We start from the raw sequence: 14,655 nt of genomic DNA, 5'->3' as shown, positions 1-14,655 counted from the left end.
TTCCTATACACCAGGCGTTAGAAAGGGGCCCTTCCTTACACCCGGCGGACGACCACCGTCACCCGATCGCCCTCGCCGACCTCGCCCGCGAAGCCGTCGAGGCCCTCGGCGAAGTCGACCGAGTCGGCCAGCACCTCGCGGGCCACGAAGTCGCCGTACGCGGCCACCGCCGCGCGCACCTCCTCCGACGCCGACACCGACACCGCGATCCGGTCCGAGACGTTCAGGTCGGCGTCGCGGCGGGCCTGCTGCACCACCCGCACCACGTCGCGGGCCAGCCCTTCGGCGGCCAGCTCCGGGGTGACCTCGGTGTCCAGCACCACCACTCCCTCACCGGCGGGCAGCGGCGCGGAGTGCTCGGCGTCGGCTGCGACGAGACGCAGCTCGTACTCGCCCTCGGCCAGGGTGATGCCGGCGGCCACCGGGGCGCCGTCGACAAGCTCCCAGTCGCCGGCCTTGACCGCCTTGATCACCTGCTGGACCTGCTTGCCGACGCGCGGGCCGAGCGCCCGGGGCACCACTGTCAGCACCTGCTGGCAGTACTCGGCCAGGTCCGCGCTGAACTCCACGACCTTGACGTTGACCTCGTCGGTGACCAGGTCGGCGAAGGGACGCAGCTGCTCTGCCGCGGGCGTGGCCACTGTCAGCTTCGCCAGCGGCAGGCGCACCCGCAGACCCTTTGCCTTGCGCAGCGACAGCGCCGCCGAGGCGACAGCCCGGGTGGAGTCCATCGCGGCGACCAGTTCGTGGTCGGCCGGGAAGTCCTCCGCCGAGGGCCAGTCGGTCAGGTGCACCGACCGTTCCCCGGTCAGGCCACGCCAGATCTCCTCCGCGGTCAACGGCGCCAGCGGCGCCACCACCCGGCAGAGCGTCTCGAGCACGGTCCACAGCGTGTCGAACGCCTCCGCGTCGCCGGACCAGAAACGGTCCCGGGAGCGGCGCACGTACCAGTTGGTGAGCGCGTCCAGGTAGGACCGGACGGTCGCGCACGCACCGGAGATGTCGTACGCGTCCATCTGCGCGCCGACCGTCGACACCAGCTCGTTGGTCTTGGCCAGCACGTACCTGTCGAGCAGGTGCGTCGAGTCGGTGCGACGGCGGGCGGTGTGCCCGTCGGCGTTGGCGTAGAGCGAGAAGAAGTACCAGACGTTCCACAACGGCAGCAGCACCTGCCGCACGGCGTCGCGGATGCCCGCCTCGGTGACCGCCATGTCCCCGCCGCGCAGCACCGGCGACGACATCAGCATCCAGCGCATCGCGTCCGAGCCGTACGCGTCGAAGATGTGGTAGACGTCCGGGTAGTTGCGCAGGCTCTTGGACATCTTGCGCCCGTCCGAGCCGAGCAGGATGCCGTGGCTCAGGCAGTTGCGGAACGCCGGCCTGTCGAACAGCGCGGTGGCAAGCACGTGCATCGTGTAGAACCAGCCCCGGGTCTGCCCGATGTACTCGACGATGAAGTCACCCGGGTAGTGGTGCTCGAACCAGTCCGCGTTCTCGAACGGGTAGTGCACCTGCGCGAACGGCATCGACCCGGACTCGAACCAGCAGTCCAGCACCTCCGGCACCCGGCGCATCATCGACTTGCCCGTCGGGTCGTCCGGGTTGGGGCGGACCAGGTCGTCCACCGCCGGCCGGTGCAGGTCGGTCAGGCGTACGCCGAAGTCCCGCTCGATGTCGGCGAGCGAGCCGTAGACGTCCAGGCGCGGGTAGTTCGGGTCGTCGGACTTCCACACCGGGATGGGTGAGCCCCAGAACCGGTTGCGGCTGATCGACCAGTCCCGGGCGTTGGCCAGCCACTTGCCGAACGAGCCGTCCTTGATGTGGCCGGGCGTCCAGTTGATCTCCTGGTTCAGCTCGACCATCCGGTCCCGGAACTGGGTCACCGCGACGAACCACGACGACACCGCCTTGTAGACGAGCGGGGTGTCGCAGCGCCAGCAGTGCGGGTACGAGTGGGTGTAGGTGTCCTGCTTGAGCACCACCCCCCGCTCCTTCAGCTCCCGGATCACCGGCTTGTTGACGTCGAAGACCTGCTCACCCTGGTACGGCGGGACCAGCGCGGTGAACCGCGTGTGGTCGTCGACCGTGACGATTGTGGGGATGCCCGCGGCGTTGCAGACGTTCTGGTCGTCCTCACCGAACGCCGGCGCGAGGTGCACGATCCCGGTGCCGTCCTCGGTGGTGACGAACTCCGCGCCGAGCACCTGGTAGGCGTTCTCGCCGGCCTGCTCGACGAGGAAGTCGAACAGCGGCGTGTAGCGGCGTCCGGCCAGGTCCCGGCCGTACACAGTGCCGACCTGCTCGTAGCCCTCCAATTCCTTGGCGTACGCGGCCACCCGCGCCGCGCCCACGACGTAGCGCTCGCCGTCGCGCTCCAGCACCGCGTACTCGATGTCGGGGCCCACGGCGAGCGCCAGGTTCGACGGCAGGGTCCACGGCGTGGTGGTCCAGACGCCCAGCTTGACCGGCCCGCGCACCAGCTCCGGCGCGGACTCGTCGGCGGTCAGCCCGAACCACACGGTAAGCGTCGGGTCGTGCCGGTCCCGGTAGACGTCGTCCATCCGCGTCTCGGTGTTGGACAGCGGCGTCTCGCAGCGCCAGCAGTACGCGAGCACCCGGAAACCCTCGTAGATCAGACCCTTCTCGTGCAGGGTCTTGAAGGCCCACATGACGCTTTCCATGTAGTCCAGGTCGAGGGTCTTGTAGTCGTTGGCGAAGTCGACCCAGCGGGCCTGCCGGTTGATGTACCGCTCCCAGTCCTGGGTGAACTCCAGCACCGACGTGCGGCACGCCTCGTTGAACCGGGCCACCCCCAGGTCGAGGATCTCCGCCTTGCTGGTGATGCCGAGCTGCTTCTCGGCCACCACCTCGGCGGGCAGGCCGTGACAGTCCCAGCCGAAGCGCCGCTCGACGTGCCGCCCGCGCATGGTCTGGTAGCGCGGCACCACGTCCTTGACGTACCCGGTGAACAGGTGGCCGTAGTGCGGCAGGCCGTTGGCGAACGGCGGGCCGTCGTAGAAGACGTACTCGTTCTTGCCGTCGTCGCCGGCCGGGCGGGCTTCGACGGACGCCTCGAAGGTCTTGTCGGCCGTCCAGTGCTCCAGCACCCGGCGCTCGACCGCGGGCAGGTCCGGGCTCGCCGGGACACCGGCGGCGGTCGGGTCGTGCAACGGATACGCCATCGGGGGTCGCTCTCCTCGTGCAGCTCACTCAACGTGGTCTGCGAGGACGAACCTTCCGGGGTACGCCTGAGGCGGCGCTCCCGGGTGGTCCGCGGTACCACCCCGCTTGGCGGTCAGAATCGACCGCCCGCTCATTGTCGGCTGTGACGGGCCGCACCCGTCCGGTTCTACTGGGCCGGTCACCCGGCTGTTCTTCCGGAGGCTCACCGGTGATGGCCGGGTCATCGCCTTACGGTGCACAACGATACTCGACCCTCCCCCCGGTCCGCCTCCGAGTAATCCCCCACGCGCCTCACCCACCCCGTCGATCATGAGGTTGACGGGCGAGTGGATCACGGGATCGCCCGCCAACCTCATGATCATCGGGTTCAGGGGGTCAGCGGCTGCAGGAGGTCAGGGGCGGCGGGTGGGGGCTGGGAGGGTTTTGGTCCAGAGGGTCGCTCCGTCTCGGTCCTTTAGGTGGACTGTCAGGGCCTCGGACTCGCCGTTGATGGTTACCTCGCCGAAGTGCTGGAAGTCCTCCGCCGGGGACGTGTTGGCTCGCGGCGGGGCGTGCACGAAGACCGCCTGCGGGCCGAACGTGCCGTCCAGGGCGTTCGGGCCGAACGCGCCGGCGTGCGCCGGGCCGGAGACGAACTCCCAGAACGGGGTGAAGTCGCCGACCGCCGCGCGGGACGGGTCGTAGTGGTGCGCGGCCGTGTAGTGCACGTCGGCCGTGAGGAACACCATCCCGGTCACGCCGGCCCGGTGGGTGGCCCGCAGCACCTCGGCGAACTCCAGTTCACGCCCGGCCGGCGCGCCCGGGTCACCCTGCGCGACGCCCTCCTGCGCGTTCGGCCCGTCCGGCACCACCACGCCGATCGGCAGGTCGTTGGCGATCACCTTCCAGGTCGCCTTCGACCGCTTCAGCTCCCGGATCAGCCACTCCCGCTGCTCGCGGCCGAGCAGACCGCGCTTCGGGTCGGCGTACGTGTTGCCGTCGTTCGGGTCCTTGTGGGTCCGCATGTCGAGCACGAACACGTCAAGCGTCGGCCCGTACGGGATCCGCCGGTAGAGCGGCCCGTCGTCGGGCACGGGCAGCCACTCGTGGAACGCCTGCCGAGCGCGGACGGCGAGCACGTCCACCCGCTGCTCGGTGTAGCGCGGGTCGTCCAGGATCTCGCCCGGGTACCAGTTGTTGGTGACCTCGTGGTCGTCCCACTGGTTGATCTGCGGCACGTCCGCGGCGAACTCGCGCAGGTGCCTGTCGAGCAGGTTGTAGGCGAACTGTCCCCGGTACTCGGCAAGCGTCTCGGCGACCTTGCTCTTCTCGGCGGTCACCAGGTTGCGCCAGATCCGCCCGTCGGGAAGCGTCACCGACTCGACGAGCGGCCCGTCGGCGTAGACGGTGTCGCCGCTGCACAGGAAGAAGTCCGGCCGGGTCTCCCGCATCGCCCGGAAGATCGACATGCCGCCGAAGTCCGGCGCGATGCCCCAGCCCTGCCCGACGATGTCCCCGGTCCACACGAACTTCACGTCGCGCCGCCGGTGCCGGCCCGGCGCGGTGGTCAGCGTCCCGGTCAACGGCTCGCTGGCCAGTCCGTGCCGCTCCAGGCTCTCCACCCGGACCCGGTAGTGCAGCCGTTCGCCGTCCGGCAGGCCCCGCAGCCGGACCTTGCCGGTGAAGTCACCGTCGGCGCCGAGCACCGGGCCGCGCAGGTGCCGCGCGCCCCGGAAGTCGGGCCGCCGGCTCACCTCGACAAGCATCCGTCCCGGCCGGTCGGCGCGCGTCCAGACCAGCGCCGAGTCCGCGGTCACGTCACCGCTCTGCACGCCGTGGGTGAGCGTCGGGCGGCCCGCGGGGCGCCACGCTGGTGCGGCGTTCGCGCCGGCACCGCCCAGCAGCGCGCCGCCGGCGACTCCGGCTCCGGCCACCAGGCCGGCCCGCAGCAGGGTACGTCGATCAAGCTCGGTCATTCTTCCTCCCGGTCATGGGTTGACCCCGTCGGTCTACCGGGCGGAGGTGACCACGAGCGGCGGCTCGGGTGACGCAGGCCGGAACGTCGGTTGTCCGCTCGGCATGACCGGAGTCACAGCCCGGACTGTCACGCGGCACCCTCGCTCCTCCGTCATGTCGGTGTCGGAACCGATCAGGGAGGTAGTCATGCAACGGATGAACGCACCCGAGGTGGTGCCGCAGGGATACCGGGCCGTGCTGGGCCTGGAGCAGTACGTCAAGTCGAACGTCGACCACACGGTCCTGGAGCTGGTCAAGCTGCGGGCGTCGATGTTGAACGGCTGCGCCTTCTGCGTGGACATGCACAGCCGCGACGCGCTCGGCGCCGGCGAGTCGAGCCGGCGGCTGTTCGCGGTGGCCACCTGGCGCGAGGCGCCGTTCTTCGACGAGCGGGAACGCACGGCGCTGGCCCTCACCGACGCGGTGACCCGGCTCGGCGACCACGGGGTGCCGGACGACGTCTGGGACGCGGCCGCGAAGGTGTGGTCGGAGAAGGAGCTCGCGGACCTGGTCCTCGCGATTGCCACAATCAACGTGTGGAACCGACTGGCGGTCACCATGCGCACGGAGCCTCCGGCGCAGGTGTGACGACCGAGGCTGCGCAGGCGGCCGGTGCGCTGCAGGCGCACCGGCCGATGCTGCTCGGCCTGGCCTACCGATTGCTCGGCAGCCGGCACGACGCCGAGGACGTGCTCCAGGAGGCGTACCTGCGCTGGCTCGGCGTGGACCGCTCGACGGTGGCCGAGCCTCGCCGCTACCTGTCCCGGGTCGTGACCCGGCTCGCCCTGGACCGGCTGCGGACTCGGCAGGCGAGCCGCGAGACGTACGTGGGGCCGTGGCTGCCCGAGCCGGTGCCGACCGAGCCCTCCCCGTTCGGTCCGTTGGACACCGCCGAGCTGCGCGACTCGCTGTCCGCCGCCCTGCTGCACGTGCTGGAACGGCTCACCCCGCCGGAGCGCGCGGTGTACGTCCTGCACACCGCCTTCGAGCTGCCGTACGCGGAGATCGCCGAGATCCTGGGCCGTACTCCCGAGGACTGCCGGCAGCTGCACCACCGCGCTACCGCACGCGTACGCCAGGAACGGCGTCGTTTCACCGCCAGCCGGGCGGAGCGCGAGCGGCTGCTGGAGGCTTTCCTGGCTGCAGCCCGGGACGGGGACCTGCCCACGCTAACCGGCCTGGTCGCTGCGGACGCCACGGCGTGGAACGACGGCGGCGGCCGGGTGCAGGCCGCCCGCAACCCCATCGCGGGCGCCGACCGGATCGCCCGGTTCTTCGCCGGGATCTACGGGCCGGGCCGGATCTGGGCGGTGCGGCGGCTGGAGTTGAACGGCGAACCGGCAGCCCTGCTGACCGGCGCGAACGGCAACCGTTACTCGATGACGGTCGCCGCGGCGGACGGCCGTATCACCGGGATCTACGTGGTGGGCAACCCGGCGAAGCTACCGCCGCTCTGATCCCGCGCCGCGAGCCTTCGTCGGCCGCTCGGGATCAGCCCCGTTCGCGGCCGACGGCCGGATTCGGCTTTGTCCGGCCAGGCCCGTTCGCGGCCGACGGCCGGCCGACGGCCGGATTCGGCTTTGTCCGGCCAGGCCCGTTCGCGGCCGACGGCCGGATTCGGCTTTGTCCGGCCAGGCCCGTTCGCGGCCGACGGCCGGGTTCGGCGGGCTCTGGTCAGCCCAGCTCGGGGAACCAGAGCGCGATCTCGCGCTTGGCGCTGTCCGGCGAGTCGGAGGCGTGCACCAGGTTCTCCCGGTTGGACAGCGACAGGTCACCCCGGATCGTGCCGGCGGCGGCCTTACGACCGTCGGTCGCGCCGACCAGCCCACGGACCACGTCGATGACCTGGTCGCCGGAGAGCACCAGCGCCACGAGCGGGCCGCCGGTCATGAAGTCCTTCAGCGGCGGGTAGAACGGCTTGTCGACGTGCTCGGCGTAGTGCTCGTCGGCGAGCGCCGCGTCCATCGTCCGGTGTGTCATCGCGTCGATCCGCAGCCCCTTGCGCTCGAAGCGGGAGAGGACCTCGCCGACCAGGCCCCGGCGGACCGCGTCGGGCTTGATCAGAACGAGGCTGCGCTCATCCGGGCTGTTGCTGGACACGCTGGGTTCCTCCTGTACGCGCAGAACGCTCGGGCTCGGTACGGTCAGCCTAGCGACCCGGTCCCGGCGCCGGCGCGGCGGCCGGTCTTTCCCCCGGCGGCCGATCCGGCCTAGCCTGGCCCTGACCCCCGGGAGGTCCACTGTGGCGAATGGCGGGAACCGGCCCATCGCGCCGGTACGCAAGTTGATCGGCGCGGTGCTCGGCACCGTGGCCACGTTCGTCGTCCTCTTCGGGCTGGGCATGACCAGTTGGGCCATCGTGGCGCTCGGGGTCGCCCTGCTGGTGCTGGCGATCGCGCTGGCCACCGTACGTGGCGGCGGGCGTACCTGGGTGGTCGGCGTCGGTCACGTGCACAGCGCCTCCGAACCACCCACCCAGTACGCGTTCGGCCGCTGCGAGCTGCAACTGGTCCTCGACGCGCCGGGCCTGCCGCCGCGATCCAAGAAGATCATCGAGCCGCGGGTGCCGGTCTCCAAGTGGCCGTCGCTGGGTCAGACCCTGCCGGTCCGGGTCGCGCTGGACGACCAGCGGCACGTCAAGGTCCTGTGGGACGAGGTGCCGACCCACGCCGAGATGGCGACAGCCGTAGCCGACCTCCCGCCGGAGTTCGCCAACGTCGACGCCGTGGACGAGATGCTGATCCAGCAGGACTCCCCGCCGTGGGCCGACCGCGCGGCGGACGACGACTTCCGGGACGACTTCCGCGACCCGCGCGGTGACGACCCCTTCCGCGACCCGCGCGGTGACGACCCCTTCCGCGACCCGCGCGGTGACGATCCATTCCGCGACCCGCGTAGCGACGACCCGTTCCGCGCCCCGCGTGACCCCGACCCGCTGCTCGACGACGCCATCGTCCCAGCGGGTGAGCACGAGCCGGTGGTCATGAGCCACAGCCCGAGCGGCCGGGTGGTGCTGGAGGGCGTCGTGGTCGAGCAGCAGGCCGGCGGCCTGCCCCGGCGGGCCACCACGCCCGCGCCGCGCCCGCCGGAGGACGACCGGCCCGCGGCGGAGGAGGAACGCCTCGACCCCGCGCAGCGCCTCGACTCGCCCACAGTGCAACGCTTTGATCCGCCGCCCGGACAGCGCACCGGCCCGGGCATCGCGGATCCGCTGGACCCCTTGGACCTGCCGCTTGACGACCCGGGCCCGGCCGCAGCGGCGCCCGAGACCGTCACCGCCGAGGAACTTGACGAAGCGATCTTCGGGTACGACGACGCGGCCGTCGCCGATCCGGCCGGCCCGATCAGCGGGGTCGGCCTCACGCTGCTGGTCACCGACCTGTCCCGGTCGCTCACCTTCTACCGCGACCGGCTCGGCTTCACCGAGGTCGACAGGGGCACGGGCAACGCGGTGCTCGCCTCCGGCACGACCCGGCTGGTGCTGCGTGAGCTGACCGAGGCCGCGCCGATCAGCCGCCGGCTGGTGCACGTCAACCTCGAGGTGGACGACATCGAGGGCGCGTACGAGCGGATGCGCGACTCCGGCGTCCGTTTCACCTACGCGCCCCGGGTGGTCAGCCGGGGCAGCAAGCTGGAAGTGTGGGCAGCGGCCTTCCGGGACCCGGACGGCCACGGCATCGCCCTCACCCAGTGGCGCGAACGCGCCGACGCCTGACCCCGGCCTGCTCCCCCGCCGTGTGGACCATCCCAGGGCCGTCCCCCACCGCGGTCACCGCGCCGTCGCCCTGCGCCGGGCGCTGCGGGGAGGCGCTCGTCGGGGCAGCCGGCCCGAAGCCGCTGGCCCTGCGGTAGGCCCGAAGGGCGGCGCGTATCAGCCGAGAATGACCCGGCGGACGTGCAGCGCGTACGCCCAGACCAGGGCGAAGATGATGCCCAGCGCGAGCAGCGACCAGTGCAGCAGACCGGCAAGCATCAGCAGACCCTGGAAGACGGTGCCGGCGTGCCAGGCCCAGGGACGGCGCATGCTGCCTGCGAGCAGCACGGCGACCACAGCGAGGGCCACCACCACGCCGATCGCGGTGCCGCTGAGATCACCACCGACGACCCGGATCGGCTGGATCGCCAGCAACAGGACCAGCGCCTCCAGGCCGAGGGTCCCAGCGCCCAGGCCACGTACCGCCCCTTCCGGATTGCGCAACCCGGAACGGCGCGGCTGCCCGGCGGCCGGCTGGTCCGCCGTTGGCTGGTTCGCTGATGACTGGTCCGTCCGTGGACGCTCCCCCAGCGGCTGGTCTGCCTGTGGTCGCTCCGCCGTCGGCTGCTCTGCGGTCCGGGGGTCCCGCTCCGGGCCGGTCATCGCTTCAGCAGCCGACGGGCGTCCGCCACCGTGACCACGGAACCAGTGATCAGGACCCCGACCCCGCTCAGCTCACCGGGGACGTCCTCTTCGGTGAGCGCCACCGCCAGCTCGATCGCGTCCGGCATCTCCTCGGCCACCTCGACCCGGTCCTCGCCGAACACCTCGGCGGCCAGCGCGGCGAGTTCATTGGTCGGCATCGCACGGGGAGAGCTGTTCCGAGTCACGACGACAACGTCGGCCACCGGTTCCAGCAGCTCCAGCAGACTGGCGGCGTCCTTGTCGGCGAGCACCCCGACCACCGCCACCAGCTTGCTGAACGCGAACTCCTCCTGCAGTGCGGTGACTGTCGCGGCCATGCCGTGCGGGTTGTGCGCGCCGTCCAGCAGCACCGTGGGCGCGCTGCGGACCCGCTCCAGCCGACCGGGCGAGCTGGCCGTGGCGAAGCCCTCCCGTACGGCCTCGACGTCCAGCTGACGCCGCGCCCCGGCACCCAGGAACGCCTCGACGGCGGCGAGCGCCACCGCCGCGTTCTGCGCCTGGTGTGCCCCGTGGAGCGGAATGAACACGTCGTCGTAGACGCCGCCCAGACCCTGGAGGGTGAGCACCTGCCCGCCGACCGCGACCGCGCGGCTCAGCACACCGAACTCGGCACCCTCCCGGGCGATGGTGGCGCCCACCTCGGAGCAGCGTTCGAGGAGGGGACGCGCGGCCTCCTCCTCCTGCGCAGCCGCGATAACTGTGGCGCCTGGGTGGATGATGCCGGCCTTGGCCAGCGCGATGTCCTGGAGCGTGTCGCCGAGCCACTCGGTGTGGTCCAGGCCGATCGGGGTGATCACGCAGACGCCGGCCTGGATGACGTTTGTGGCGTCCTCGGCACCGCCGAGCCCGACCTCGACCACAGCGATGTCGACAGGCGCGTCGGCGAACGTCGCGAACGCCAGCGCGGTGGTCATGTCGAAGTACGTGAGCGGTTCGTCCGAGCGGGCGTCGACAAGCTCGGCCAGCGGCTTGACCTCCCCGTACACCGCCGCGAACCGTTCCTCGCTCACCGGCTCGCCGTCCAGGCTGATCCGCTCCCGGACGGTCTCCAGGTGCGGGCTGGTGTACCTGCCGGTGTGCAGCCCGAACGCCCGGAGCAGCGCGTCGATCATGCGCGCGGTGGAGGTCTTGCCGTTGGTGCCGGTCAGGTGGATCGCCGGGTACGCCCGCTGCGGGCTGCCGAGCAGGTCGAGCAGGGACTCGATCCGGTCCAGCTCGAAGACCATGCGGGTGAAACCGCGGGCGGCCAGCTCGGCTTCGGCAGTGGCGAATTCGGTACGGTCGGTCACGAGGGAAGCGTCTCCAGGGCAGCGTCGATCCGGATCAGGTCGGCCTCGGCGGTGGCCAGCCGGTCGCGGATCTTCGCGACGACCGGTTCGGGGGCCTTGCCGATGAAGGCCGGGTTGTCGAGCTTCGCCCGCGCCTGCGCGACCTCCTTCTGGGCGGCCGCGCGGTCCTTTGTCAGCCGGGCGCGCTCGGCGGCCACGTCGATAGTCCCCCGGGTGTCCAACGCGACTCCGACCGCGCCGGGCATGGCCAGCGTGGCGCTGGCCTGGAAGTCGTCGCCGGCCGGGTCCAGCCGGACCAGCGAGCGGATCAGCGGCTCGTGGGCAGCGATGCCGGCCCCGGTCAGCCCGTCGAGGCGGGCAGCCACCCGCTGCGTCGGGCGCAGCCCCTGGTCGGAGCGGAACCGGCGGATCTCGGTGACCACCCGCTGCACGCTCGCCAGCTCGGCCTCGGCGGCGTCGTCGATGCGCGCCCGGTCGGCCACCGGCCAGGCCGCGTACTGCACCGTGTCGCCGCCGGTCAGCGCGAGCCACAGCTCCTCGGTGACGAACGGGATGATCGGGTGCAGCAGCCGCAGCAGCTGGTCCAGCACGTGCCCGAGCACCCGGCGGCTGGCGTCGGCCCGCTCGCCACCCTCGGCGAGCACCGGCTTGCTCAACTCGACGTACCAGTCGCAGACGTCGTCCCAGGCGAAGTGGTACAGCAGGTCGCACACCTTCGCGAACTCGTACGCCTCGAACTGCTCGTCGACCTCGGCGGTGACGTGCGCCAGCCGGGACAGGACCCACCTGTCGACGGTGGAGAGCTGCTCAGCGGGCGGCAGGTCACCGACGGTGTGCGCCCCGTTCATCAGCGCGAACCGGGTGGCGTTCCACAGCTTGTTGCAGAAGTTGCGCGAGCCCTGGCACCACTCCTCGCTGACCGGCACGTCCTGACCGGGGTTGCCGCCCCGGGCGAGCGTGAAGCGGGTGGCGTCGGCGCCGTACCGGTCGATCCAGTCCAGCGGATCGACCACGTTGCCGAACGACTTCGACATCTTCTTGCCGAACTGGTCGCGCACCATGCCGTGCAGGGCGACGACATCGAACGGCGGCCGGCCGTCCATCGCGTACAGGCCGAACATCATCATCCGGGCGACCCAGAAGAAGAGGATGTCGTAGCCGGTGACCAGGACGCTCGTCGGGTAGAACTTCGCAAGCTCCGGGGTCTGCTCGGGCCAGCCGAGCGTGGAGAACGGCCACAGGCCGCTGGAGAACCAGGTGTCGAGAACGTCCTCGTCCTGGTGCCAGCCCTCGCCGGTCGGCGGCTGCTCGTCCGGGCCCACGCACACGATCTCGCCCTGGGGGCCGTACCAGACCGGGATCCGATGCCCCCACCACAGCTGGCGCGAGATGCACCAGTCGTGCATGTTGTCGACCCAGGCGAAGTAGCGCTTGGACAGTTCGGCGGGCTCGATGCGGACCCGGCCGTCGCGGACCGCGTCCCCGGCGGCCTCGGCCAGCGGGGCGGTGTTGACGAACCACTGCAGCGACAGCCGCGGCTCGACAGTCGTCTTGCACCGCGAGCAGTGCCCGACCGCGTGGACGTACGGCCGCTTCTCGGCCACGATCCGGCCCTGCTCGCGCAGCGCCGCCACGATCGCGGGCCGCGCCTCGAACCGGTCCAGCCCTTCGAACGGGCCGGGCACGGTGATCACGCCGCGCTCGTCCATCACGGTCAGCGAGGGCAGGTCGTGGCGCTGGCCGATCTCGAAGTCGTTGGGGTCGTGTGCCGGGGTCACCTTCACCATGCCGGTGCCGAACGACGGGTCGACGTGCGCGTCCGCGACGATCGGGATCCGGCGACCGGTCAGCGGCAGCTCGACCTCGGTGCCGATCAGATGCTGGTACCGCTCGTCGTCCGGGTGCACGGCCACAGCGGTGTCACCGAGCATCGTCTCGGCCCGGGTGGTAGCGACCACCACCTCGTCGCTGTACCGGATGGAGATCAGCTCGCCGTCGTCGTCGGTGTGCTCCACCTCGATGTCGGAGAGCGCGGTCAAGCAGCGCGGACACCAGTTGATGATCCGGTTCGCCCGGTAGATGAGGCCGTCGTCGTACAACTTCTTGAAGATCGTCTGGACGGCCCGGGACAGGCCCTCGTCCATGGTGAAGCGCTCGCGGTCCCAGTCGACCGAGTCACCGAGGCGGCGCATCTGGCCGAGGATGGCCCCGCCGGACTCGGCCTTCCACTGCCAGACCCGCTCGACGAACTTCTCCCGACCCAGGTCATGGCGGGAGAGCCCCTGAGCGGCCAACTGTCGCTCGACGACGTTCTGGGTGGCGATGCCGGCGTGGTCCATGCCCGGCAGCCAGAGCGTCTCGAAGCCCTGCATCCGCTTACGCCGCACCAGCGCGTCCTGGACCGTGTGGTCCAGGGCGTGGCCCATGTGCAGGGAGCCGGTGACGTTCGGCGGCGGGATGACGATCGTGAAGGGCGGCTTGTCGCTGGCCGCCGAAGCCCGGAAGTGCCCAGCGGCTACCCACTGCTCGTACCGTCGCTGCTCTACCTCGCCAGGCAGGTACTGGCCGGCAAGGGTCGGGGCGTCGGGGCGTCGGGCATCCAGTCTCTCGGTCACCTGACAAGTCTACGGAGGGCTTTCACAGACCCGACGTGCGCCACCTGCCATTCGCGTACGGTGTCGGCTATGTCCGACGCACATCTCACTGAGCGCCCGCTCGACGGCGGTCGCGACCCTGTCGAGCTGACCGAGGAGCCGATCCAGCTGAGCACCCGGGACACCGGAGGTGCCCCCGAGGAGCGATCCGGTGGCTGGTCCCGGCGTCGCCGGATCGTCTGGGCGGCCGCGCTGGCGGTGGGCCTCGCTGGCGCGGGCGCGCTGGCCCTCGGTGGGTGGCGGGTAATGCAGCAGAAGGACACCCGGTTGGCTTCCCCCGACCAGGTGGCGGGGTTGACGCGGGACGACAGCGAGCGGGCGAAGAGCACAGCGGACTACCTGCGCAGCGGCCTGGCCGCCGACATCGAGTTGGACCGTAGCTTCGGCACTGTCTACCGCGATCCGGCGGACGACAAGCGCTCGGTGCTCATCTTCGGCGGCACCACACTGCTGTGGCAGCCGGAGCGCGACCTCACCAGCCTGTTCAGGCTGATGTCCGACGAGACTGGTGCGGTGACCGGCCTACGCGATGTCCCCGCGGGCGGGCTGGGCGGCGTGATGAAGTGCGGCAGCACCACGGGCGAGGGGGGCGACTTCGCGGTGTGCGGCTGGGCCGACCACGGCAGCGTGGTCATGGCCATGTTCCCCGGCCGGTCGGTCGACGACGCCGGCGCCCTGCTGCGCGATCTCCGCGCCGACATGCAGACCCGCAACTGATCCGGCCGCGGGGTCGGCGGTCGCCCTCTGCACGCAAGAGGTACGTCGAAAGCGACGACAGATCGGGGAGCCGGCCTCGGGACCACCCGTCTCTCAGGTCCACCTCAGCGTCGACCTCGCCGGGCCTCTCGTCGGATGGTTGATCGGCTCGGTTTCACGGAAACCGCGGTATCCCGGCCGTTCGACACCCCGCTTTCCGTGAAAGCGAGCCGATCAACGAATACGCCGGTGAACGCAGACAGGGCCACCCCCTGTGGGATGGCCCTGTCATGGTGCCGCGAAACGCAGGAAGGGCCACCCGTTACGGGTGACCCTTCCTGGAAAGATTGTCCGGCGGTGTCCTACTCTCCCACACCCTCACGAGTGCAGTACCATCGGCGCTGGAGGGCTTAGCTTCCGGGTTCGGAATGTAACCGGG

Annotated in this window: 10 protein-coding genes and 1 rRNA gene; 4 read left to right on the top strand and 7 right to left on the bottom strand. The window is 71.1% G+C overall.

Annotated elements, in window-relative coordinates; all coding sequences use genetic code 11:
* Positions 1 to 35: 35 nt before the first annotated feature.
* Both ileS and ADK66_RS15980 read right to left on the bottom strand, forming a co-directional pair.
* Positions 36 to 3,182, bottom strand: a complete 3,147-nt coding sequence (ileS, locus tag ADK66_RS15985) for an isoleucine--tRNA ligase (protein WP_053656021.1) — start codon at positions 3,180 to 3,182, stop codon at positions 36 to 38.
* A gap of 393 nt (positions 3,183 to 3,575) precedes the next feature.
* On the bottom strand, positions 3,576 to 5,138 hold the full coding sequence (locus tag ADK66_RS15980; RefSeq protein WP_053656019.1) for an alkaline phosphatase: 1,563 nt from the start codon (positions 5,136 to 5,138) through the stop codon (positions 3,576 to 3,578).
* Between the two features lie 187 nt (positions 5,139 to 5,325).
* Here ADK66_RS15980 and ADK66_RS15975 point away from each other — a divergent pair, with 187 nt between their 5' ends.
* Both ADK66_RS15975 and sigJ read left to right on the top strand, forming a co-directional pair.
* A complete protein-coding gene (locus ADK66_RS15975; RefSeq protein ID WP_053656141.1) occupies positions 5,326 to 5,766 on the top strand; it encodes a carboxymuconolactone decarboxylase family protein in 441 nt (146 codons plus the stop codon).
* Positions 5,763 to 6,635 (top strand): RNA polymerase sigma factor SigJ, encoded by an 873-nt coding sequence (sigJ, locus tag ADK66_RS15970; RefSeq protein WP_082377473.1) that lies wholly within the window; start codon positions 5,763 to 5,765, stop codon positions 6,633 to 6,635. The genes ADK66_RS15975 and sigJ overlap by 4 nt, the downstream gene beginning before the upstream one ends.
* A gap of 217 nt (positions 6,636 to 6,852) precedes the next feature.
* Here the strand turns inward: sigJ and ndk are convergent, their stop codons facing one another.
* Positions 6,853 to 7,278, bottom strand: coding sequence for a nucleoside-diphosphate kinase (gene ndk, locus ADK66_RS15965; protein WP_053656016.1), 426 nt, complete (start codon positions 7,276 to 7,278; stop codon positions 6,853 to 6,855).
* 142 nt (positions 7,279 to 7,420) lie between these two features.
* On the opposite strand from ndk, the gene ADK66_RS15960 reads away from it, so the two are divergent.
* The gene (locus tag ADK66_RS15960) at positions 7,421 to 8,893 is read left to right on the top strand and encodes a VOC family protein (RefSeq protein WP_053656015.1); all 1,473 of its coding nucleotides are present in this window, start codon (positions 7,421 to 7,423) and stop codon (positions 8,891 to 8,893) included.
* 156 nt (positions 8,894 to 9,049) lie between these two features.
* On the opposite strand, the gene ADK66_RS15955 is transcribed toward ADK66_RS15960, so the two are convergent.
* From ADK66_RS15955 to ADK66_RS15945, 3 genes are read right to left on the bottom strand one after another with little or no spacing between them, the layout of a single operon-like run.
* Positions 9,050 to 9,535 (bottom strand): DUF4233 domain-containing protein, encoded by a 486-nt coding sequence (locus tag ADK66_RS15955; RefSeq protein ID WP_082377472.1) that lies wholly within the window; start codon positions 9,533 to 9,535, stop codon positions 9,050 to 9,052.
* Positions 9,532 to 10,866: a folylpolyglutamate synthase/dihydrofolate synthase family protein gene (locus tag ADK66_RS15950; RefSeq protein WP_053656013.1), complete on the bottom strand. Its 1,335-nt coding sequence runs from the start codon at positions 10,864 to 10,866 to the stop codon at positions 9,532 to 9,534. The genes ADK66_RS15955 and ADK66_RS15950 overlap by 4 nt, the downstream gene beginning before the upstream one ends.
* Complete coding sequence (locus ADK66_RS15945; protein ID WP_053656011.1) at positions 10,863 to 13,481, bottom strand: valine--tRNA ligase; 2,619 nt, start codon at positions 13,479 to 13,481, stop codon at positions 10,863 to 10,865. The genes ADK66_RS15950 and ADK66_RS15945 overlap by 4 nt, the downstream gene beginning before the upstream one ends.
* Positions 13,482 to 13,550: 69 nt before the next feature.
* Between ADK66_RS15945 and ADK66_RS15940 the strand changes: the two genes are divergently transcribed.
* On the top strand, positions 13,551 to 14,237 hold the full coding sequence (locus ADK66_RS15940; RefSeq protein WP_053656009.1) for a hypothetical protein: 687 nt from the start codon (positions 13,551 to 13,553) through the stop codon (positions 14,235 to 14,237).
* A 328-nt stretch (positions 14,238 to 14,565) separates the two neighbouring features.
* Here ADK66_RS15940 and rrf read toward each other — a convergent pair.
* Positions 14,566 to 14,655 (bottom strand): 5S ribosomal RNA (gene rrf / locus ADK66_RS15935); the annotation flags it as partial.

It is taken from the genome of Micromonospora sp. NRRL B-16802, from assembly GCF_001279555.1.
GTDB lineage: Bacteria > Actinomycetota > Actinomycetes > Mycobacteriales > Micromonosporaceae > Micromonospora > Micromonospora profundi.
The sequence above is the reverse complement of the archived record's forward strand: the minus strand, read 5'-3'. Positions and strand labels throughout refer to the sequence as shown.

What these genes read in the sequence shown, in the direction of transcription:
- ADK66_RS15955 (WP_082377472.1), bottom strand. Translation starts at nt 9,535, where the DNA reads ATGACCGGCCCGGAGCGGGACCCCCGGACCGCAGAGCAGCCGACGGCG.
- ADK66_RS15975 (WP_053656141.1), top strand. Translation starts at nt 5,326, where the DNA reads ATGCAACGGATGAACGCACCCGAGGTGGTGCCGCAGGGATACCGGGCC.
- ileS (WP_053656021.1), bottom strand. Translation starts at nt 3,182, where the DNA reads ATGGCGTATCCGTTGCACGACCCGACCGCCGCCGGTGTCCCGGCGAGC.
- ADK66_RS15980 (WP_053656019.1), bottom strand. Translation starts at nt 5,138, where the DNA reads ATGACCGAGCTTGATCGACGTACCCTGCTGCGGGCCGGCCTGGTGGCC.
- ADK66_RS15940 (WP_053656009.1), top strand. Translation starts at nt 13,551, where the DNA reads ATGTCCGACGCACATCTCACTGAGCGCCCGCTCGACGGCGGTCGCGAC.